This is a genomic window from Gluconobacter aidae, from assembly GCF_009547075.1.
Taxonomy (GTDB): Bacteria; Pseudomonadota; Alphaproteobacteria; order Acetobacterales; family Acetobacteraceae; genus Gluconobacter; species Gluconobacter aidae.
The window spans coordinates 1-20,884 of sequence record NZ_WIPH01000037.1 but is presented as its reverse complement, the minus strand read 5'-3'; the positions used below and the strand labels follow the sequence as shown (position 1 = coordinate 20,884).

At 56.9% G+C, this 20,884-nt stretch carries 16 protein-coding genes and 5 pseudogenes; 11 read left to right on the top strand and 10 right to left on the bottom strand.

The window, feature by feature from the left end; genetic code table 11:
- The first annotated feature begins 178 nt into the window (after nucleotides 1-178).
- Entirely contained in the window at nucleotides 179-1,420 is a 1,242-nt protein-coding gene (locus tag GFJ39_RS11945; protein WP_153431528.1) for a glycoside hydrolase, read from the top strand.
- On the opposite strand, the gene GFJ39_RS11940 is transcribed toward GFJ39_RS11945, so the two are convergent.
- The gene (locus GFJ39_RS11940) at nucleotides 1,408-2,259 is read right to left on the bottom strand and encodes an IS5 family transposase (protein ID WP_325062936.1); all 852 of its coding nucleotides are present in this window, start codon (nucleotides 2,257-2,259) and stop codon (nucleotides 1,408-1,410) included. The genes GFJ39_RS11945 and GFJ39_RS11940 overlap by 13 nt on opposite strands.
- A 108-nt stretch (nucleotides 2,260-2,367) precedes the next feature.
- On the opposite strand from GFJ39_RS11940, the pseudogene GFJ39_RS11935 reads away from it, so the two are divergent.
- Nucleotides 2,368-2,652 (top strand): annotated as a pseudogene (locus GFJ39_RS11935) (membrane-bound PQQ-dependent dehydrogenase, glucose/quinate/shikimate family); the annotation flags it as partial.
- Nucleotides 2,653-2,748: 96 nt separating this feature from the next.
- On the opposite strand, the pseudogene GFJ39_RS11930 reads toward GFJ39_RS11935, so the two are convergent.
- Nucleotides 2,749-3,869: pseudogene (locus tag GFJ39_RS11930) on the bottom strand (IS5 family transposase).
- Between the two features lie 62 nt (nucleotides 3,870-3,931).
- Between GFJ39_RS11930 and GFJ39_RS11925 the strand changes: the two are divergent.
- A pseudogene (locus GFJ39_RS11925) lies at nucleotides 3,932-4,486 on the top strand (outer membrane protein assembly factor BamB family protein); the annotation flags it as partial.
- 105 nt (nucleotides 4,487-4,591) lie between these two features.
- Here the strand turns inward: GFJ39_RS11925 and GFJ39_RS11920 are convergent.
- The gene (locus GFJ39_RS11920) at nucleotides 4,592-5,695 is read right to left on the bottom strand and encodes a pyridoxal phosphate-dependent aminotransferase (protein WP_153431527.1); all 1,104 of its coding nucleotides are present in this window, start codon (nucleotides 5,693-5,695) and stop codon (nucleotides 4,592-4,594) included.
- Between the two features lie 109 nt (nucleotides 5,696-5,804).
- Nucleotides 5,805-6,955, bottom strand: a protein-coding gene (locus tag GFJ39_RS11915) for an IS3 family transposase (RefSeq protein ID WP_228391928.1) whose coding sequence is annotated in 2 segments (ribosomal slippage) — nucleotides 5,805-6,697 and nucleotides 6,697-6,955 — 1,152 coding nt in all. Because the reading frame shifts where the segments join, the coding sequence is not laid out codon by codon here.
- Between the two features lie 173 nt (nucleotides 6,956-7,128).
- Here GFJ39_RS11915 and GFJ39_RS11910 point away from each other — a divergent pair.
- Entirely contained in the window at nucleotides 7,129-9,714 is a 2,586-nt protein-coding gene (locus GFJ39_RS11910; protein ID WP_153431526.1) for a TonB-dependent receptor plug domain-containing protein, read from the top strand.
- Between the two features lie 423 nt (nucleotides 9,715-10,137).
- On the opposite strand, the gene GFJ39_RS11905 is transcribed toward GFJ39_RS11910, so the two are convergent.
- Nucleotides 10,138-10,995, bottom strand: coding sequence for an IS5 family transposase (locus tag GFJ39_RS11905; protein WP_233736067.1), 858 nt, complete (start codon nucleotides 10,993-10,995; stop codon nucleotides 10,138-10,140).
- Between the two features lie 159 nt (nucleotides 10,996-11,154).
- On the opposite strand from GFJ39_RS11905, the pseudogene GFJ39_RS11900 reads away from it, so the two are divergent.
- Together GFJ39_RS11900 and GFJ39_RS11895 are read left to right on the top strand one after the other, a co-directional pair.
- Nucleotides 11,155-11,367: pseudogene (locus tag GFJ39_RS11900) on the top strand (IS5/IS1182 family transposase); the annotation flags it as partial.
- 132 nt (nucleotides 11,368-11,499) lie between these two features.
- A pseudogene (locus GFJ39_RS11895) lies at nucleotides 11,500-11,748 on the top strand (integrase core domain-containing protein); the annotation flags it as partial.
- Nucleotides 11,749-11,765: 17 nt separating this feature from the next.
- On the opposite strand, the gene GFJ39_RS11890 reads toward GFJ39_RS11895, so the two are convergent.
- The 3 genes from GFJ39_RS11890 to GFJ39_RS11880 form a co-directional block, all read right to left on the bottom strand.
- Nucleotides 11,766-12,047, bottom strand: coding sequence for a hypothetical protein (locus GFJ39_RS11890; protein ID WP_228391927.1), 282 nt, complete (start codon nucleotides 12,045-12,047; stop codon nucleotides 11,766-11,768).
- A 50-nt stretch (nucleotides 12,048-12,097) separates the two neighbouring features.
- Nucleotides 12,098-13,044, bottom strand: a protein-coding gene (locus tag GFJ39_RS11885) for an IS630 family transposase (RefSeq protein ID WP_194285368.1) whose coding sequence is annotated in 2 segments (ribosomal slippage) — nucleotides 12,098-12,705 and nucleotides 12,705-13,044 — 948 coding nt in all. Because the reading frame shifts where the segments join, the coding sequence is not laid out codon by codon here.
- Between the two features lie 134 nt (nucleotides 13,045-13,178).
- On the bottom strand, nucleotides 13,179-14,126 hold the full coding sequence (locus GFJ39_RS11880; protein WP_012553490.1) for an AraC family transcriptional regulator: 948 nt from the start codon (nucleotides 14,124-14,126) through the stop codon (nucleotides 13,179-13,181).
- Nucleotides 14,127-14,240: 114 nt separating this feature from the next.
- On the opposite strand from GFJ39_RS11880, the gene GFJ39_RS11875 reads away from it, so the two are divergent.
- The gene (locus GFJ39_RS11875; protein ID WP_062454550.1) at nucleotides 14,241-15,212 is read left to right on the top strand and encodes an SDR family oxidoreductase; all 972 of its coding nucleotides are present in this window, start codon (nucleotides 14,241-14,243) and stop codon (nucleotides 15,210-15,212) included.
- A gap of 308 nt (nucleotides 15,213-15,520) precedes the next feature.
- Here the strand turns inward: GFJ39_RS11875 and GFJ39_RS11870 are convergent, their stop codons facing one another.
- Nucleotides 15,521-16,177 (bottom strand): TetR/AcrR family transcriptional regulator, encoded by a 657-nt coding sequence (locus GFJ39_RS11870; protein WP_062454547.1) that lies wholly within the window; start codon nucleotides 16,175-16,177, stop codon nucleotides 15,521-15,523.
- A 108-nt stretch (nucleotides 16,178-16,285) separates the two neighbouring features.
- Between GFJ39_RS11870 and GFJ39_RS11865 the strand changes: the two genes are divergently transcribed.
- Complete coding sequence (locus tag GFJ39_RS11865) at nucleotides 16,286-16,852, top strand: hydrolase (RefSeq protein WP_062454545.1); 567 nt, start codon at nucleotides 16,286-16,288, stop codon at nucleotides 16,850-16,852.
- Between the two features lie 48 nt (nucleotides 16,853-16,900).
- On the top strand, nucleotides 16,901-18,304 hold the full coding sequence (locus tag GFJ39_RS11860; RefSeq protein ID WP_062454542.1) for a DHA2 family efflux MFS transporter permease subunit: 1,404 nt from the start codon (nucleotides 16,901-16,903) through the stop codon (nucleotides 18,302-18,304).
- A gap of 200 nt (nucleotides 18,305-18,504) precedes the next feature.
- Here GFJ39_RS11860 and GFJ39_RS11855 read toward each other — a convergent pair whose 3' ends face one another.
- A complete protein-coding gene (locus tag GFJ39_RS11855; RefSeq protein WP_062454540.1) occupies nucleotides 18,505-18,906 on the bottom strand; it encodes a nuclear transport factor 2 family protein in 402 nt (133 codons plus the stop codon).
- 28 nt (nucleotides 18,907-18,934) lie between these two features.
- Between GFJ39_RS11855 and GFJ39_RS11850 the strand changes: the two genes are divergently transcribed.
- Nucleotides 18,935-19,585 (top strand): TetR/AcrR family transcriptional regulator, encoded by a 651-nt coding sequence (locus tag GFJ39_RS11850; RefSeq protein ID WP_228391926.1) that lies wholly within the window; start codon nucleotides 18,935-18,937, stop codon nucleotides 19,583-19,585.
- Nucleotides 19,586-20,049: 464 nt separating this feature from the next.
- Nucleotides 20,050-20,541, top strand: coding sequence for a carboxymuconolactone decarboxylase family protein (locus GFJ39_RS11845; protein ID WP_325062935.1), 492 nt, complete (start codon nucleotides 20,050-20,052; stop codon nucleotides 20,539-20,541).
- The last annotated feature ends 343 nt before the right edge of the window (nucleotides 20,542-20,884 follow it).

Sequence of the window (20,884 nt, the reverse complement as noted above, 5' to 3'; positions counted from 1 at the left end):
GACACCTGTCCGAAAAATGGGGGCCACCTCTATCCTCGACCGAGGAAAGGCGCTCTTACACAAGAGCGCGGGGCACAATCCGTCCAGATCAGAGTCCATTATACGTACCGGCAATTTGGAATATCTGCGCCCGCGCTCTTTTTCACCGGTATTGCCAGCATGAGGTAGACAAGCAATCATGACTCGCCTGACGTCAGTTCTTCGAAGCTTTGCCCGGTTGAGCCTCGCGGCGGTTTTCACGGCTTCGGCGCTCGCCGCGACCGCCAGCGCGCAGGACATCGTCGTGGATTCCGCGACCTCGTACCAATCCATCGACGGGTTCGGCGGCGCGTCAGCGTGGCAAGGGATCATTCCGGACACGCTGGCCGACCGAATCTGGCGCAACGGCCCCGGTCAGTTGGGCTTCACACTCGAACGCGCGGGGATTTGGAATCAGGATGACGCCACGATGCAGAAGCGACGCAACGATGAGATTGCCAATATCGCATCGGCGCATCTGCGCGGCGCCAGGGCGCTGGGGACAGAATGGAAATACCCCCAGATGCTACTCACCGCCCCGGCCGGGGCGGGTGGATGCTGGACAATGGATCCGGCCCGCTATGCCGACTATGCCGCCTTCCTCCGGCGCTCGGCTGATGATATGCGCCTCGATTACGTCTCGATCACCAACGAACCCAACGACGGGTGCCCTCATTTCCGCTGGACTGGCGAACAGATCAGAGATTTCGTCTCGAACTATGGGGCTCTCGTCAACCGCCCGGTAATCATTGCCGAGAACTCGGCGTTTGACGATCGTGATACCGATCCCAGCCTGAACGCCCCCGCGGCCGCACGCAACGTCGCGGTCGTCGGAGGGCATTTCTATGGTTCTGGAAACCGCCCGCATCTCAACGCCATGGCACACGGCAAGCCCGTCTGGATGACAGAGCATGCGATTAAGGGGACCGACATCCACAGCGCTATCGTCGTGGCAAGCGAGGTCAGCAAAGCCATGGCGAACGGTTTCAGTGCCTATCTCTGGTGGTGGATGACGGCCCCCGGCTCCGCCAACCCGATAGACCGGTTGTTTGACAACGCAGGAAACCTGCAACCGAACGGCGCGGCGCTGGCACAGTTTTCGAAATTCGTCAGGCCGCATTTCGTTCGGGTCGCGGCATCGGACGATCCGGGCAGAATGCTCATGATCACTGCTTACAAGGGAAATGGCTTGGTGATCATCGCGGTGAACACGGGCAATGCGAATCAGCGGGCAACTTTCCGCATTAAGCATGGCGGTGATGCCGGGACGTTTTTCGTCACCCGAACCTCGGCGCGGGAGAGCCTCGCGTCGCTACCACCGATCAAGGAAGCGAACGGGCGTTTCACCGCCCCGCTGCCCGCACAAAGCATCACGACCTTCTACACTCGTCAGCCGCAGTAAGAGCCTGACTCAAAAAGCGGTCTGAGTAATTTTCGCAGCAATCTGCGGATATGAGCAACGATGAGCCATGCTTGTGAGGCTTGGAGTGTTGCCTCGACATCTCGGTTGATACGGCGGCATCTTCCGAGCCATGCGAATGTCCGTTCCACGATCCATCGCGTTGGCAGCAGGACAAAACCCTGAGCACGGTCTGAACGCTTTACAATGTCCAGCACCCAGTCTCCCATTCGTGCCAGAACCTTTTGCAGTTTCTCCCCTGCGTATCCTCCGTCTGCGATGAGACGACGAAGCCAGGGAAAGAGTGGCCTGATTTTTTCTGCGACCAGAGGGGCTCCGTCGCGATCCTGAATATTTGTGGCATGCACAACCGAGACGATGAGATGCCCCAGGGTATCTGTCGCAATATGCCGTTTTCTGCCTTTGATTTTCTTGCCTGCGTCATAACCTCTGGGGCCGCCATTTTCCGCAGTTTTCACGGATTGGCTGTCAAGAATGCCGACAGAAGGTGTGGCCTCACGGCCTTCCTGTTCGCGTGAAAGCATCACAAGGACATGATTGATGGCCTCCCAGCGCCCTTCGCGCAGCCATGCGTAGAAATACCCCTGAACGGTCGTATAGGGTGGGAAGTCATGTGGCAGGGCACGCCACTGGCATCCCGTCGAGACGATGTACAGCACCGCCTCAACAACCCGGCGGAGTTCCGTTCTTCTGGGACGGCCATACCGCTTTTGGGGTGGCATTAACGGTGCCAGAAGCGCCCATTCCCGATCACGTAGATCACTTGCATATGTCAGATCATCGCGACGATACTGACGACGGGTGATTTCAGTCCAGGCCACAATTCACTCCTTCTCTTCGCAAAGACGGAGGAATCACAAACCACTGAAATCACTCAATTCATTTTCGGTCAGGCTCTAAGCGTACGTAAAGTACACTTTCGTGTCGTGACCCCGATACAGCCCTTCTCTGCGCTGAGCTTCCGCCCGAAGGAGAAGCTGACGGGTGCGGATATGTTGGGCGCCACGGCCTTCGACCAGCTGTTGTGCCGCATCAAGTTCCACTCCCTGCGTTATGAAGGCCCCTTCACACCGCCGAGTGTCAAAGGAACACTCGTCTATCCTGGCGACTTTGGCATGTTTGAATGGGGCGGAATTGGCGTGGATCCTGTCCACCAGATTGCCATTGCCAATCCAAGTGGAGGGATCGAAGAACCGTTGATTGATGCGCTTGTTTCGTGATTTCAGGCTTTTGGCGATTTGATTGACGGTTTTCGGGAGAGCTTTCGATCTGCGTTTTGAGCAGATCGAGTGCTACCCCCCGCTGGATGGCTACGCGCTCGCGCTGATCCGCTCCAGGAAGAGGAAGCGGCGCATGTTGTAGACGATATTGGCGAGCCCGATCCTCATGGTGGCCCGGGTGATACCGACAGTTCGGATGAACAGTCCCGTCTGCGATTTCTGATCGGCGAAGACATGCTCGACACGGGACCGGATTACGGACTTTCCTGCATTGGAGCGCTGGATATGGCGTGGCATGGGCTTGAGATGCGGCTTTTTCCTGTGAACCTTTGAGACAAAACCCTGCTTTGCCATGAAGTCTTCGTTGGCTCTGGAGCGATACGCCGTGTCTCCCTCCGCCATTATCCCATCAATACTCCGTATTGACGGGAGCCTGAATGGCTCCGCCCAGACGCTTGAGGCCGTATTGGTGTTATCCAGCAGTCTTTCTCGCAATCGCGCACCATCACTGGCGGCGGCATCTGTCGTCTTCCATTTGCGGATGAACCGGAACTTCCGGTCGATTGAAATGTGAGATTTGTAGCCAAAGAACGGGATAGCGAGATCCGTTGTGGGGATCGTTCCGTCATCCTGCCGTTTTGCTTTGGTGAACTTCAGTGTCCATCGTGCATGACGATCCTTGTGTGACAGCTTTGCGGGTTTGTCCTGCCAGTCTTCGGGAATACGGCCTGCCCGGAGATCGGCTTTCTCTGCGTTGGTGTTCCGCTGCTTTGGAGCAGCCACCAGTGTTGCATCCAGGATCTGGCCCGACATCGGCAGATAACCCGCGTTCCGCAGAGTGGCATCAAAGCGCTCAAACAGTCTTTCAATGGCCCCCGCCTGGGTCAGGCGCTCGCGGAACAGCCAGACCGTTTTGGCATCAGGCACACGCTCCGACAGCCCCAGACCAAGGAAACGCGATCGTTGATCAGATACTCTGTCCGCTCATCAGACAAATTGTTCAGCGTCTGGATCACCAGAATCTTGAACATCAGCACCGGATCAAATGGCGGACGCCCGCCTTTACGGCCGTCCGAATAGGCCAAAGCCTGCTCCAGATCAGGGCGGAACACTTCAAAATCCACAGTCCGGGAAAACGCTTCGAGCTGATCGCCAAGCCCGCTCAACCGGGCAAGCCGCTCTTCAACATCAAAAAAGCCAGTCTGCTTCATCTTCCATATCCCAATCAACTCACAGGAAATGGAATCACAGAGCAGCTCTCAAAACCAGGGGTTTTTCGAACCCTCCAAGTTCCATCCCGTTCGTTCAGCACCTTATTCCCCGTGGACCGAACAACCCGGCCGAGCCAGGCGCAAATCTGCCCGCGGGAAGCGAGAAGGGTGTCCAGCCGATGTTTGGCACGCCCTTTGGTGTCAATCTGGACATCTTCCTCTCTCCCTTTGGCATGCCCTGCATGGCTCCGCCCTGGGGATACATTGCAGGCATTGACCTGAAGACGAACAAGGTGGTCTGGCAGCATCGCGTAGGAACGACCCGTGACAGCTCACCGGTTCCGATTGCGCTCAAGGTCGGGACACCGATGCTCGGCGGCCCTCTGGTCACCAACGGCGGCGTTGCCTTCCTGACATCGACCCTGGACCAGTATATCCGGGCCTTCGACGTCAAGACGGGCAAGATGCTCTGGCAGGACCGCTTGCCGGCAGGCGGGCAGTCCAACCCGATGTCTTATGAGGTCAATGGCGAGCAGTACATCGTAACCGTCGATGGTGGACATCAGTCCTTCGGTACGAAGATGGGCGACTACATCCGGGCCTACAAGCTCCAGTAACGGACACTACGGTGCGTCAGACTGGCCTGGGTCCAGTCTGACGCACCGGTTCTGACACAGACGCTGACTGGCACTGCAGGCGCGGTACCAGTCAGCTGTGGCTTTTCAGAGTGTCTGTGTCTCAGCCAGGACGCCTGGCAGGGTAGCCTGAAAGAACTTGAGCTCCATAGGCGTGGCCGTACCAACGCGGATCCAGGTTTCATATCCTGGAGCATCGAATGTCCGAACCTCTACTCCGTGTTTGGCAAGAGCGTCTTTCACGGCGCCAGAGGGTCTTTTTGTATCAACGTAAACGAAGGTCCCCTGGCTCTCGAGATAGGACAAATTGTTCTCTTCGCAGATCTTGTAAATCATGGAGCGACAGGATTTGAGATACGCAATGGCCCCGGCCAGGTAGTGCTCATCTCCCAGGCAAGCCTTGGCTGCAGCGTAACCGGGCTGGTTGCGGGAGGTTGTAGTCAGGCTGTAGAGCTGGCGGACGCGGGCAGGCTGCGCCAGGATGTACCCAATTCTGAGCCCGGCCATGCCATAGACTTTGGAAAATGTCCTGGTCACGATGATATCCAGCTCAGATTGGACCAGGGCCGCCATTGTCTGCTGCATCGCAGAGGGAAGCAGCTCATAATAGGCCTCGTCTATGATGACAGGAATGGTCTTTCCGACCTCCTGACAGAAAGCTTTGAGGTCCTCATGTAGTATCATCTGGCCCGTCGGATTGTTCGGGTTACAGAGATAAACAAGAGCCGTCTCCGCCGTGATGGCGGCCTTCATGGCTGCAAGATCTACTTGGTGATTCTTGAGGGGAATAAACCGCGTCGTAACCCCACGACGCTTCGCATATGACAGATGGGTCGAATAGCCTGGCTGTGGGGCGAGGATATGTCCCTTTTGGCCGATGTCCGTGCTGAGAAGGGAGAGAGCATCTAATGAGCCGTTGGACAGCGCAACCTTGTCCCTAGGCAGGTTCTCGCGCTTTCCAATGATGTCCCGCAAATCGCTTTCGTCTTCAACGTAATACGGAGCCAGAGCAACGCTCTGCGCGATAGCACGTCTTGCAGCAGGTGAGGGGCCAAATGGGTTCTCAGTGACGTTCAGGCGCGCATGCTCCACCTCAGCAGACTGGGCAACAGACCGGCTCCCAAGAGTGGCCATCGCCGGTAGAATAACGCTGGCCGTCTGGAGGAGGGCACGACGGTTAAAGTGTGTCAAGGTAAACTCTCCATGTATTCTTTAGTATTCTTAAAGCACTAGAAATTATGTTTAAGAGGAAACATCAATTTCTTCATGCCGGATGACGTGCCCCCCTTTTTGTATCCACTCAAAAGGAGAGTTCCCGTTTTTTATGGCTTGAGGTTGATGGGATGACAAGGGTCTCGGGGGCATGCCCCCGAGACCCTTGTCTGGCGACCTGATCCGGTGTCCTGCCATCCAGTTGGGAATGGGGACGCACCGTATTGTAGTCTTCCTGCCAGTCAGCCAGAACCTGTCGGGCATGGCTGATGGAGGTGAACAGCGTTTCGTTGAGGCATTCATCCCTCAATCGGCCGTTGAAACTTTCGACAAACCCGTTCTGCTGCGGTTTCCCCGGGGCGATATAGTGCCATTCAACCTTCATCTTATCCGCCCATTTCAGGATGGCATGGGATGTGAACTCCGTACCGTTGTCGCTGACAATCATAAGGGGTTTGCCATATCGTTCCACCAGGGCCGTCAGTTCCCGCGCCACACGTCCACCTGATAATGACGTGTCGGCAACCAATGCCAGGTTCTTGCGACTGAAATCGTCGATAACAGCCAGAATGCGGAACCGGCGGCCACAGATCAGGGCATCCGAGACAAAATCCAGGCTCCAGCGCTGCCCGGGTTTCTGAGGGATGGTCATGGGAGAACGTGTCCCCAGCGCCCTCTTGCGGCCACCCCGATGGCGGACTTTCAGCCCTTCCTCCTGGTAAAGGCGGAACAGCTTCTTGTGATTGGCTTTGAACCCCTCCCGCGCCAGAAGATAGCCCAGGCGGCGATAGCCAAAGCGGCGTCTCTGCCCTGCCAGATCCCGTAAACGCTGGCGTAGGGCAGCATCATCTGCCCGGGTGGAAACATACCGCGCAACACGCCTGGCAAGACCAACAAGGGCACAGGCGCGGCGTTCACTCAGGTCCAGAGCCTCCTGAATGTGTCGGACCGCCTGCCGCCTTGCGACAGGCGTCACCACTTTTTTCCAACAATTTCCTTCAACGCCGCATTATCCAGCATCGCATCCGCCAGGAGACGCTTCAGACGACTGTTTTCATCTTCCAAGGCCTTCAGCCGTTTGGCCTCAGATACCTCAAGGCCACCATAGCGGGTCTTCCATTTGTAAAACGTCGCATCACTGATCCCGTGTTTGCGGCAAAGATCAGTGACCTTGAGCCCAGCCTCCTGTTCCTTCAGCACCCCTATGATCTGCTCTTCCGTAAAACGACTGCGTTTCATTCGTCCGTATCCTTCTCGATCGGACTCTACTTTTAAATGGTTACATTTTCGGGGGGCACGTCACGGATTGTGGAATTTCCTTACTGATTTCATATAATATTCATCCTTCCCGCGAGATATTGGATGTAGGTGACTTCGTCACTTACAGACCGCTGCCATGCTGGGAATTTTAAATGAAACTGAGAAAATCTTTCTTTGTAACTTCGTGTCTTGTCTCCACGTTTCTGAGCTGCTCTGCCTATGCGGCTGATGCCTCGAACACCACGACGAAAGCAAAGACTGCATCGGCCAAGCAGCAGGCCAAGACGCGTAATGCCGATGTAAGCAGCAATGAAATGGTTATTGTGACAGGAACGCATGCGAGCAATCGCAAGGCGCGTCAGAGCACGAGCCCCATCTCGGTGCTTTCTTCCGAGGTTCTGCGACGTTCTGGAGAAATGAACCTCGCAGATGCCATCACCCGGACATATGCCTCTATCAATGTCAGCAACATGGGCAATGATGCCGGTGCCCTGACATCAGCTTTCCGAATGAGAGGCCTGAATCCTAATGAGGTTCTTGTTCTCGTTGACGGCAAGAGACGCCACACGACTGCGAATATCTATGCGGACGCTGGTCCTGACTTTGGTTCGACCCCAGTCGATTTGAACATGATTCCCGCGGCGGCCATAGACCATATTGAAGTCCTGGAAGACGGCGCGGCAGCACTCTACGGATCCGATGCTATTGCAGGCGTGGTGAACATTATCACCAAGAAGACCAACCACGGCCTGAACACAAGTTTCCAGACAGGGGCCAACGCTTATAACGGCGATGGATGGCAGTATCTGGCCAGTGTCGATGGCGGCACAAAGCTCGGTAACGATGGCTATATTCACCTCAGTGGTCAAGTCTATCATACGGACCATATGGTGCCTTACACAGAGGACCACCGTCTGCTGGGTTATAAACCCGAAGGAGCAGGAACGTCGCTCTACACGGGTTCGGTCAAAGTCCCGAAAGACTCCAACAAGGTTACCAGCACGCCTGAAGAAACCAGGGAAAATCTGAGCATAGATTTCGGCAAGAAGCTGTCAGAGGGCATCGAAGGCTACGGTTTGATTACCTATGCCCACCGGCATGCTGAATCATACGAGAACTACCGTGTTCCGGGCACGATCCAGGGCATGTATCCGTATGGTTTTTCTCCACTCGAGACGATTGAAGAAAATGATTACGCTGCGACCCTCGGTCTGAAGGGTGGCAATTTCCTCGGCTTTTCCTGGGATTTGAGCACCACTTATGGCGCTGACGAAGACAAGGTCGGCGACAAGAACAGTGTCAACGCAGGGATGCTGAGCAGCAAATGTCTGGTTCGTTCTGCTAATCCCGGCAGCACCAGCCCCTATCTTTCGACCGATGGCTGCGGATGGTCTCCGACGTCGGCGCGTGCCGAAACGTATCGCATGGCGCAGTGGACGAACAATCTCGACATGAAGAGAAGCTTCAACATTGCGTCCGTTGTTCCGGTTACAGTCGCATTCGGTGGAGAACATCGCCTCGAAACCTACAAGGTCGAAGCCGGCGTGCCACCCTCCTATGAAGCAGGCGGTATGGCTGGGTATGTCGGCCTTCAGCCACAGAATGCCGGCAACTGGAGCCGGGATATCTGGGCAGGATATCTGGATGGCGACTTCCATCCCACGAAGCACTGGGATCTCGATTTCGCTGGGCGCTTTGAGCACTACACAGATGTCGGCAATACTGAGAATGGCAAAGTCTCCACACGGTATGACATCACGCCGCGTATTGCTATCCGTGGCACCATCAGCAACGGCTTCCGCGCGCCGACACTGGCAGAACAGCATTTCAGTGCCATCAATGTCGGTGCAACCACCGTGTCTGGCCTGCTTCCGGTAAGCTCTCAAGCTGCCCGTACTCTTGGCGCTTCACCGCTGAAGCCAGAGCGGTCAACCAACGCCAGTGGTGGCATCGTCCTCGAGCCGCTCAAGAACTTCCACGTTGAAGTTGACGCCTACCAGATAAATGTTCGTGACCGTATTATCGCCGGGGGATCCACCAATGGCCCCGTGGCTATTAATGCAGTTGAACAGCTCGGCTTCGTCATACCATCCGGCCTGGATCCGAACGCTGTCAGCACCTACTACTTTGCGAATGGTGCCAGCACGCGAACACAGGGGCTGGACATCAAGGCCGATTACCTTCTGCATATGCACCGGTACGGAAACCTTGCACTTTCGGCTTCGCTTGATTTGAACCGGACGCGTCTGTCTCATGTCGGTACGACTACCGTTGACGGTGTATCTACGCCTCTGTTGAATGCAGCCACCGCAAGCTACATCACCACGTCTTACCCGCGCAGCAAGCTCATCCTCAATGCGTACTGGACGGTTGGCAACTGGGACATCAATCTTCGGCAAACCCGTTATGGTGAAACCACCACCATGTTGGGTTACCAGGACTGGACCCCGAGCAGTGCGACCTGTATCAGCGACGGTGTTGCCAGCGCTCTGCGTTACTCCAGCAAGTGCTTTGCGCAGTTTAAGAATACGCCTCGTTGGCTGACAGATCTGTCGATTGGCTATCGCGTCAATCGACAGTGGCATCTGACAGTGGGTGCGAACAACATCTTCAACGTCCGCCCACGTCGCGTGCAAGAAATCTACAATAACTATGGCGCCAGAATTTATGACGCCAATTCCGCTCAGGTTCCTATGACCGGCGGCTATTACTTCGGACGTATTGATGCTCGCTTCTAAAGTTTGATGCTTCCTTCCACCTGGTGGTTTATCACTGGATATCGCGGGTATTGGGGAATGAGTGGTGCGCCTTGGGCTTTCAAGACAACAGTCGTCCGAGGCGTTCGCTCTCAGACCTGACGGATCCAGTAGCCATCAGGTCATGACCCCAATGCCCACCATAGCCCTCAGAGCCACGTCCCAACGACGAGCATTACCCTTAAATCGTTCTGAGGGCTTCGTCTGACAGGTTGGCACTCCATTGCTGACACAGCCCTATGAGTGGGTCTTTTATGGCTCTGGAGAGACTTATGAGACTTGTGCGCGGGTGGTGGATATTGTCGGTGCCCTCTCAATTTGATTAAGAAACGCGGTATTGATACCTGTTTTCTCCATGCCGAGGACGCCGCACAACGCGTTGCAAAGGCTACGGTGTCAACCATCTCATGCCTCTCCAGCGAGGATATTGAGTGTCCGTCTGAGATTGTAGGCAATGGCTGTGACGTGGATCTGGATGGCGGCTTTGGCAAGGCCGCGCCATCGCATCTGGCGTAGCCCGTAGCTGCGCTTCCAGGTACCAAAGATCTTCTCGATCCGGCCCCGGGTCCGGTGGACGGTATCGTTCCATGTCTTCAGTTGGGCAAGCGTTTCCTGTTCGTCGTGCCCCCACATCGACGTTGCGGCAACGCGGAGCGTCCCGCCTTTCGAGTGGACTGCGTCACGAAAATGACTGCCCCGATAGGCACTATCCGCAAAAACCTCGCCTGGATCGTTGGGTATGGCATCCGGTCCAGCCCGACCATCGTTGATATTGGCTGGCGTAATCGCAATCTGCTCGACCAGAGCAGTCGTGGCATCGGCACCGACATGAGCTTTGAAGCCATGCACGGTCTTGCGTCCTTTGTGCTTAACCCACCGCGCCTCGTCATCGCGTTCCGTTTGTGACGCGATGATCGTCGCATCGACGATCGTACCGGTCTTGATCCGGATTGCCCGCGCTTTCAACTGAACCGTCACAGCTTCGAACAGAGCGCGATCGAGCGAGCGGCTGGCCAGTTCGCGTCTGAACCGCACAAAGGCTGTGCGCTCCGGAGTAGGTTCGTGTGCAGAAAACCCGCAGAACCGACGAAAGGATGTTCGATCGTCCAAGGATTCAGCCAGTTTGACATCAGAGAGGTCATACCAGACCGCAAGCAGCATTGCCCGAAACATCGTAAGCGGTGGCCATGCGGCTTCGCCTTTCGGTGCGGCGTAGAGTGGGGCAAGCAGCACCGAAATCGGCTGCCAGTCGATCAGAGCCAAGATGTCATCCAATGATGACGATTTCTGATCCTGTCCCGAAAATACCAGGCAATCCTGACCAATCGACCGGTGCGCCATCGTCATGCTCCAGGCTTGATATCAGCCAAAAGAGAATCACTTTTCGCCCCAAAAATCCACCACCCGCGCACAAGTCTCATCAAGCCCATGCCCCGCCACATCCAGCGGTCCAACGCAGGGAAGTCGGTGATCCGGTCGCGTGTCGAGCATGTCTTTGCCGACCAGAAATCGCAGACGGGGCTCTTCATTCGGACTGTCGGTATCACCCGGGCCACCATGAGGATCGGGCTCGCCAATATTGTCTACAACATGCGCCGCTTTCTCTTCCTAGAGCGGATCAGCACGAGCGCGTAGCCAGCCAGCGGGAGACAGCCCCTGATCTGCGCAAAACGCGGACCGAAAACGACCTCAAGAACCGTCAATCAAATCGCCAAAAACCAGAAATTACTCGCCAAGGCATATCAACAAACAGTTCTTCGATCCCTCCACGTGTTCATCGAGTGTCTGTGGCGGTCGCTGAAATACGAATGCGTCTACCTGCACGCATTCGAGACCGGATCAGAGCTGAGGGTCGGGCTTGGTAGATGGATCGACCATTATAACGGCCAACGTCCCCATACGGCACTGGCTGGACGCACGCCCGATGAGGCGTATCATGGCGCGCCGACGCTCTCTGGTCCGGGGTTAACCCCGGACCAGAGAGCCAACAGCAAAGCCGTCAGAATGGCGGCATAACAATAACCGGGTATAGCTTATTCAAACCCAAAAACTGTCCGATCAGACGGGTCCACCTCTCTCCTCTCCCAGCCGGAGAGGACGCGAGCCAGATAGTAGTTTCCTTGGGTGTCGCGGGTCCAGACGAGATCGTCTTTCTGGACGCGCTCCCTGATGTAGGCGCAGGTCTTTAGATCTTTGTGGATGTTTACGGCAACCTTATAGAACGTATCCCAGTCCGCCGTTTCTTGAATCTCATCCACCAGCCAACCAACGCCCAAGATGCCCTGTTTTAGGCAGTAAGCGAAGGTATCAGCCATCGACGCAAACCCGCCGCCAGGGCGAACGTGTAATCTAGAGCGGTTCCACTTTAATCTGGTTCATACCCAGAGGCTGTAAAGAAACTGGCGCATTGACTGGGAGTGAAAGCCGGAAGCAGCGCTCCGACGGCATCCCACAGAGCACCGACAGTCCGTTCGGCCTTGGCACGCAGCAAGGCTTTGAGTTTTGAGAAGGCCATTTCGATGGGGTTGAAGTCCGGGCTGTAGGGCGGAAGGAACATCAGTTCCGCCCCTGCCTGCTCAATGGCCTTCTGTGTTGCCGGAAGCTTATGCGCCGGAAGGTTGTCCATCACGACGATATCGCCCGGCTTCAGTGTCGGGATGAGAACCCGTTCGACATAGACCTGAAAGATCCTGCCGGTCATGGGACCATCATGCACGAAGGGCGCGGTCAGGCCTGTCAGACGCAGCCCCCCGGTGAAAGTCGTGGTTTTCCAATGACCGTGCGGCACACCGGCGCGGCAACGTTTCCCGCGCAAGGCACGCCCGCGCAGACGGGCCATCTTCGTGGAGAGGCTGGTTTCGTCAATGAATACCAGACGCTGCGGATCAAGGTCAGGCTGGAGATCAAACCAGTCCTGTCGTCGCTTCAGGACGTCTTCACGCTCCTGCTCCAGTGCATGAGCGGTCTTTTTTTGAATGTCCATCCGTGTTGGCGCAGCCAGCGACTGAGCATGCTGCGACCGATCCCGACGGCCCGTTCACTTTTCAGACGCGCTATCATTTCGTGAAGCGTGATGTCTTTCTGCGCTTCGATCATGCCGGCAATGAACGCTTCGTGCGCGTCCAGCCGTGACCCGCGCGGTTTGCCCTGGCGACGGGGTGTCCGCTCACCGCTCTCGCGCTCCCGACGCAACCAGCGGATCGCCGTCGAAATCCCAACTCCGAACCGCGCCGCAATCGAGCGGGCCGATGCCCCCGCAACTCCAGCCTCCAGAACCCGCTGCCGAAGATCATCACTCAATGCCCGTGCCATCACCGTCTCCATCAACAAAAACGGTGAATCACAAGACGCCTTCAGTGTCACCTCTCGATTCAAGGTTCAGTGGAACTACTCTAGATGTAGGCGAGAGCCGTCTTGTCGGGGCTATTTGTAGGCAACCAAAACTCTCATGCTGCCGACACAGGCAGCATCTCCAAGCTGCGCGCATAGGCGGTTGGTGACACACCGACCACGCGACTGAACGCGGTGCTGAAGGCGCTGACAGATTGGAAGCCAGCCTGCCGGGCGATCTGTGCCATCGGCATGTCGCGTGAGGCAAGCATCGAGCGGGCCTGATTGATGCGCCATTGCGTGGCATAGTTGATCGGGCTCGTGCCAAGCGTCCTGGCAAAACGATCGGCAAATGCGGAGCGTGACATGCCAGCATGGCGGGCTAGACGTTCCACAGTCCAGGGCGGTGATGCCTCACCGTGGATGATCTGCAAAGCGCGGGCAAGCTTCTGGTCGCCTAGGGCCGTCAACAGGCGCTGGGCGTGACCCGGAAGCGCATCAGGACGCGTGCGCAGTGTTTCAACGAGGATGATTTCGATCAGCCGATCAAGGATCAGACTTCGACCCGGCCGGGTGGTCGTTGCTTCGTCACCAACCAGGCCTAGCAGCATGCCAAGGCGTTCGGCCGCCACGTCATTGTGCAGGACCGGCAGCAAGGGCGGGATGAGATCTGCGACCAGCGCCGCATTCGGTGCTTCCAGCACGAACGCTCCGGCCACGAAGCACGTCACGTTTGTGGATGGATCGTCTGTCTGCATCAGGCGTGCGGGTTCGGCGATGGCAGTCATGAAATCGATCGAACGTGGATTGGGGCCGGTTTTAATCACCCATGGTTCCGTGGTGCCTAAAAAGGCAAGGTCGCCGCGCGTCAGGGACGCAGTATGCGTGGAACCGATCTTAATTGTCGGATTGCCCGAGATGACCTGCCCGAACGAGATGACTGGGTTGGCTGGGAACGCAATCGCCCATGACCCACGAGCCTCGATCACACGCCACGCCAGAACGCGCGGCCTGAGCAGGGCGATCGTCCGTGACAGGGGGTCGATTTCAGAAGGCATACCCATTCTGGACGCTCGATAATCATTTCGGGAGTTTTGGTTATCTACAGCTCTGAAAAGCATGGGTAAAGATAGATCAACAGCCAGGAAGCGGCCAGATGTCGCGCAGGGGATAATGACATGCGGATCTTTGTGACCGGAGCCAACGGATTTATCGGTCGTGCTGTCGTGCGCGAATTGCACGACGCCGGACATGCAGTCATCGGTCTCGCGCGATCTGCGGAGACTGCGAAATCGCTGGCCGCCGCTGGGGTGGAAGTTCATCAAGGGGCGTTGACCGACATAGAGAGCCTCACAGCTGCAGCATCGAAAGCCGACGGTGTTATCCATCTGGCCTTTATCCATGGGCCTGGGCAGCTCGACTGGCTCCAACGCTTGCGTGTTTTCGGAGGCGGTTTGCCAACGGGCGTTGTCGCGCGGTTCGGTGCTGAAATCACACGCGTGGACAGTCGGGCCATTGACGCGATGGCGGGTGCCTTGAAAGGGTCGGGGCGCCCGTTCATCGCGGCCTTCGGCACCATGGGGTTGGCACCCGGCGGCATGTCGGAGGCAGATCTTCCCGATCCGCGGTCTCCAGGGGCCGCACGGGCGGTCGCTGAGACTGCGGTGCACGCGTGGGCGGACCGTGGCGTCAGGGCGATGATTATGAGATTGCCGCCGTCAGTCCATGGAGATGGGGACAAAGGCCTCGTGCCACAGATCATCAAGGCCGCTCGTAAGGCAGGCTCGGCGGATTATGTCGGCAACGGACGCAATCGCTGGTGTGCCGTTCATCGTGACGACGCAGCGCATCTGTTCCGGCTTGCTCTGGAGCGGGGCGATGCGGGTGCGTGCTATCACGGCGTGGCGGAGGAGGGTATTGCTTTTGCTGATATCGCCGCGGTCATTGCGCGTAAGCTTGGCATCCCAAGTCAGAGCCTTTCGAAACGGGCTGCGCAAAAGCGTTTCAGCTGGCTTGCACCGTTCTGTAGCGTCGACAACCCAGCAACAAGTGAGATGACGCGCCAAGCGCTGAGCTGGGCTCCCACCAAGGTCGGCTTGCTGGCCGATATGGAAGCCGGAGCGTACTTCACGAGTGCTCGCAAGACTTAATCGTCGTGCACGCTATATTTCGTCATCCTGGGACGATCAAGTCACACGGTGCCACTTGAAGATGAAGGTCAGTTTCGAACGAAAAGCTTGTAAGGCACGTCTGCTTTCGGGAACCGTCAACGAGCTCATGTGCGTCTGGCATGAAGGCGACTGCCGCCTACCTGCTAAGCAATTGGCCATTGCCGGGCACGAGATTTTCGCGTCAAAACTGTGTTAGTTCTCCCCGATTTTCTTGCATCCATTTAGCCTCCTCACTTGAGATGCGATGAAATTGGCGTTTGAAACCCGGGCGGCACCAATCTGCGAAATTATGGCTCTGCGTCCGTTATGCCGTCTGAAGTACGCCGAAACGGCTGCAGCCGGTCCGTTAGATAGAGACGGTGCATTCGCCGCAATTCATCAGGCGCACCCGGCATCGTGGGGGCGTCCTTCGCCAGCATGCTGCGCAGCACTTTCATACTGTTTAGAACGACCGCAGCAATATCTCTCGCCAGTGCGTCCTCCAACTCTGGCGCACAGACACGCAACGCTGCCGCAATTCCGACTATGGCATGTCCTCGTGCACGATCACGGATCTCCATCTTGTCAGTCCGTGCCTCCATCAGCGCAGACAGGGATTTCACACGAGGATGAAGCGTGACAAGCAGTTCGATCAGAACGTCTGCCAGAGCGTCCGGGGATAGTGTGGCGGCACGTTTGGCGAGTGCCGCGTATTCGTCTTCCAGAACGGCGATATGCCGCTGCACAAGAGCGTCCGCTACAGCCTCCTTGTTCGGAAAGAAGCGATAGAGCGAGCCGATCTTCGCCCCGGCGCGCGCGGCGATCTCCGCCATAGTCGTCGCCTCGTACCCTCGTTCCGCCATGAGGTCGGACGCGGCCTCCAGTAATTCCTCGACGCGCTGACGCCCAGCCGCGCGCTGCGGTTGAAGAGATATCCGTTTACCCCTTGACGAATTTGAGTCCATCCTCAAATAATGCTCCTGCTTGAGTGCCTACTCAACTTATTAACGTTTCCGCGTGTTCCGGACAACGGTTCGGGATGACGGTTAAACGTCAACAGGGAAGGTCTTGCCATGATTTCACTCTCAGCCAGCAGGACGGCCCTCGTCCTGATCGATCTCCAGAAGGGCATCACGGGGCTTCCCCTGGCCCCCACACCGGGTACTGCGCTTGTTAAGCGCTCGAAAGAGCTCGCCGCACGTTTCCGAGCAGCCGGAGCTCCGGTCATTTTGGTTAATGTAGCGTTCGCGCCTGATTTCGCTGATGCCGTGCATGCGGTTGTCGATCGCTCCTTTTCACCGCCTGGCGGCTTCGCACCAGACTGGACAGAACTGGTCGACGGCCTGGCCGAACCGACCGATCTGCGTGTCACGAAGCGGCAATGGGGTGCCTTCTACGGTACGGATCTCGATCTTCAGTTAAGACGACGCGGTATCTCGACCATCGTGCTGGGCGGAATCGCGACCAATCTGGGCGTGGAATCTACCGCCAGGGCGGCTCATGAGCATGGATATAACGTCGTGCTCGCCACGGATGTCATGTCCACATTCACCGAAGAGATGCAGCGCTTTGCCTGCGAGGAGATTTTCCCCCGCCTTGGCCGCGTGACGACAAGCGACGCAATCGCACTGGACGCGTAAGCGCATGGTGGATGTCTGCGCGTCTCACGGTTCCCGACGAGATCGTTCATGAACACCAGAACATCGTTGCCATCCCAGGGTTCGGATCAACTGCCTCCGGGCACCTGGAAAATCGTGAGCGTCGCGGCGGTCGGATCTTTCATGGCGCAACTGGACGCCACGATCGTCAATGTGTCGCTCCCCGATCTTGTCGCGACCCTGCACGCGCCGTTTTCATACATACAGTGGGTGGTCAGCGGTTATCTGCTGGCGCTCGCCCTGACGTTGCCCCTGAATGGATGGCTCGTAAGCCGCCTCGGGGGGCGAGCAGTCTATTTATGGTGTTTCGGTGCCTTCACGCTGACATCAGGCCTGTGCGCACTAGCGTGGTCTGCACCGTCCCTGATCGTATTCCGGCTACTGCAAGGCATGGCGGGCGGACTGCTCGCTCCTATGGCGCAGATGACGGTAGCTCGTGTGGCGGGCCGACAGATGCCGAGGGTCGCGAGCGCAATGACGGCACCTGTTCTGCTCGCGCCGCTTCTTGGACCCGTCGTCGCCGGTGCCATTCTCTCCATTGCGTCCTGGCGATGGATCTTTCTTCTCAATGTGCCGGTCGGACTTGCGGCTTTTGCCCTTGCCGTTCTGTTTCTCCCTGATGATCGGCATGACGAGCGCCCCCGTCCACTTGACCTGACAGGGCTAGGATTTCTCGCTCCCGCTCTCGTCTCGTTTCTTTACGGCATGGATCATGTCGCCCGGCTTTATGGACAGGCGACTTTAGGCGCGTCCCTCGTGCTGTTCGTCCTGTATGTCAGATCCGCGCGACGCAAGGGCGATGACGCGCTGATCGACCTGCGCCTGCTGCGTGCGCCTGCCTTTTCGGTGTCGGCGATCATCATGTTTCTGACGAACGGGGTGTCGTTCGCTGGTCAGATGCTTCTACCCGTATGGCTGATTCACGCCTGCGGTGTTTCGCCCGAGCGGACGGGCCTGTTCATGGCACCCCTGGGTGTGGGGATGATGTGCGTCTATCCGCTCATTGGCCGTCTGAGTGACCGGTTTGACGCGCGCGATCTGACCGGTTGCGGGGCTCTTTTGTCCTTTGTTGGCACACTGATTTTAGCGTTGCTCGCCTATAACGGTCTGAACGTCGTCCTGCTCGCCTTAGCATTGTTGCTGCGTGGCGGAGGTGGGGGCGCTGTCGGTATTCCGGCGATGAGCGTGGGATATGCTTCGATCGCACGCCCAGATATTCCGATGGCAACGACTGCGCTGAACATCATGCAAAGGATTGGGGGACCGACATTGATCACAGCGTGCGCCACATTCCTCGGGTGGCGGCTTGCGACAATCGCTCCCTCCCATGTCGCATCGGAGGCTTATGCCGAAACATTTGGATTGCTTGCGTTATTCCATGGCGCTCTGTTGCTTACCACGCGTTTCATCAAGTCTTCAGAGAGGAAACGTTAGTTCGGATCGAACTGAACCCGTCGTGCATGGATACTCGCCTGAGAAAATAAAAATGACCCAGGCAAGATTGGGCAGCGTCATCCGCTTTAAGATCAGTTGTTTGTATTTCGGATTGTCCGAGATGTAGGCGAGAGCAGCCCCATTCAAGCCGTCCGTTCCGACAATTAGTCTTCTGGGGACGCCATGCCAGCTTGTGTCATTCAGTCTGAGACAATCGCTGCAAGCTGAAGCGGGTTCATATAGTCGCGTATCCGAGTGACCTTCGCGTCACGCCTTTCGATGAACCAGACGTAGGACAAGCTCTTTGTGCTATCGTCGACAACGCGTTCATGATGGCCCGTTGCCTCAACAATCAGTTCGTTGCCAGCGCTACGGACGCGAATGTCGCTCAGCGCGCCGAACCGGATTATAGATGGCAGATGGGCCATATAGGCCGCAATGGCGTCCCGTCCGATCAGCTTACGCGGGGCGCCCTCGGGCGCGAACGGAAATTCATGGCATGCGTCGGCTGCGTAGATCGCCATCCAGCCCGCGATATCACCTGCGCGAAGTGCGTCCAGTGCATTTTCGAGCCAGTCTGGCAGTTCGGATGTTGGTGACATGGTGCTTCCTTGATATGATTTCCGGACCATGAGTCCAGATTTACATTATATATCGGACCTCAAGTCCGAAAATCAAGTAGTTCGTCGCGGACGGCCGCCAACCGCCACGATCCGCATGCTTGAGGCCGCCGATATCCTCTTTGCACAGGCTGATGGGCCTGAACGTGTGACCATGGATGCCATTGCGGCGGCATGCAGTGTCGGGAAGGGAACACTGTTCCGCGCGTTCGGTAGTCGCGCGGGATTGCTCGACGCTCTCTGGGCCACAAAGATCGAAGCTCTACGGGCAAGCGTGGAGAGTGGTGCGGCTCCTTTCCGGCAAGATACCTTACCGCAACAGCGTCTTGCAGCGTTTCTTGACCTGATCTTGACGTTCAAGCTCGACAACCGCCACCTGATCCGAGCGCTCGAATTCGGTCCGGGCATTCTGCAATCGCCGCATTATCGCTGGATGCTTGGGGTGACCGCGAGGTTCATCGAGGAAGGGACGGGCTCGCCCCCGGAGGGTGCGGCCCTTTATAACGCCCACGCTCTTCTGGCAGCCCTGCATATCGACCTAATTGAGGACATGCTCGCAAACGGACTGTCGCTGGACACGATCAGGGACGCCCAGACCAAGCGCGCCTACATGGCAATGGGCATTACAGAATCTGACTACAAAACACTTGTACGCACTTGATCGATCATGTCTGCTTTGTGGAGCGCAGAGCGATCGTCTCAACGTCCGAAAGGAGGCGTAAGCAGTCGTCAATAGTGTGCATTTCGTACACTTACGGCAATTTGAAGGGAGGAAGAAAATAAGGTTCGGAGTGCCTCTAGTGGTGGTCCATCTGTCGCAAGGCGCGTTGAATCCAATCCTCGGCCGACCCCAGAACGGGGGAGCACTGCTATCACGTCATAACAAGCCGCGAGATCGTCCGGTGTGGTTGCGTGTCTGAAAGCGATGCCCGTTGGGGTGTCCGGGCCGTTCTGTTGCATTTGCATGCTGCACTGCTGTTGATGTTTTGCCCCGCTACATCGCTGCATTGGCTCAAAGGGACAGGACCGAAAAGATCTCATATGATTGTACCCTCGGGTCTGGTCCAATGACTCTACGCGTTTTGGGTACTTGCGCGCAGCCTTAAGATCGCGGACGTTAGGGCCGTGACAACGAAGGTTCAGGCGATAAGGAAAAGTCAGGCGATGACTGCAAGGATTGATTACGAAACGGCCGCTCCCGCAGGCATCAAGGCGCTCGGTGGGGTGTATAGCTATGTTGCACAGTCCGGGCTCGATCCGGTTCTGGTCGAGCTGGTGTATCTGCGGGTCTCGCAGATTAATGGCTGCGCGTATTGCCTTGAAACCCACACCCGCGCCTTACTGAAGCGTGAAATCGTGCCCGAGAAGCTGGCGGTGCTGCAGGTCTGGCGCGAGGCGGGGAAAGCCTTTAGCGCGCGCGAACGCGCGGCCCTCTCATGGGCAGAAACGGTCACGCAGGTAGCGCAGACCGCCATTCCCGATGAAGCATTCGAGGATGTGTCCTCACAATTCGAAGAAAAAGAAGTCGTCGATCTGACGATCGCGATTGGGTTGATGAATACCTTCAACCGCGTCGCTATCGCGTTTCGACGACCGCCAACTGTGGCAGAAGCGTAAATCTCGAGCGCGAGAACTTCTGCAGACCCATTAACAGGCTCTCAGCTGCATAAGCTCTATCGTGATATGATCGGGGCCTGAAACGTAATCTGCCCCGATTTCGTTTCCCGAAATGCGCTGCTCGACATGGAATAATGCGACACGTGCGGCCGACTCGAAGACGGGTTTCGGGAAGACACGCCTTCAGCCATAGCGGACAAGATGAAGGCGTAAGCCGACATGCGGCTAGTCCTTTCTGTTAGGGATAGCATAATTTCCATATATCTGTCGTAAAACAGATGTTTCCCGACAAGGAAAACAGCCGTCCGACCAATTACCGGCCCCCCATGTGTCAATGTTCACG

Coding starts and splice junctions, on each gene's coding strand:
- GFJ39_RS11945 (WP_153431528.1), top strand. CDS start 179: ATGACTCGCCTGACGTCAGTTCTTCGAAGCTTTGCCCGGTTGAGCCTC.
- GFJ39_RS11910 (WP_153431526.1), top strand. CDS start 7,129: ATGAAACTGAGAAAATCTTTCTTTGTAACTTCGTGTCTTGTCTCCACG.
- GFJ39_RS11890 (WP_228391927.1), bottom strand. CDS start 12,047: ATGGCTGATACCTTCGCTTACTGCCTAAAACAGGGCATCTTGGGCGTT.
- GFJ39_RS11880 (WP_012553490.1), bottom strand. CDS start 14,126: ATGGGTATGCCTTCTGAAATCGACCCCCTGTCACGGACGATCGCCCTG.
- GFJ39_RS11875 (WP_062454550.1), top strand. CDS start 14,241: ATGCGGATCTTTGTGACCGGAGCCAACGGATTTATCGGTCGTGCTGTC.
- GFJ39_RS11870 (WP_062454547.1), bottom strand. CDS start 16,177: ATGGACTCAAATTCGTCAAGGGGTAAACGGATATCTCTTCAACCGCAG.
- GFJ39_RS11865 (WP_062454545.1), top strand. CDS start 16,286: ATGATTTCACTCTCAGCCAGCAGGACGGCCCTCGTCCTGATCGATCTC.
- GFJ39_RS11860 (WP_062454542.1), top strand. CDS start 16,901: ATGAACACCAGAACATCGTTGCCATCCCAGGGTTCGGATCAACTGCCT.
- GFJ39_RS11855 (WP_062454540.1), bottom strand. CDS start 18,906: ATGTCACCAACATCCGAACTGCCAGACTGGCTCGAAAATGCACTGGAC.
- GFJ39_RS11850 (WP_228391926.1), top strand. CDS start 18,935: ATGAGTCCAGATTTACATTATATATCGGACCTCAAGTCCGAAAATCAA.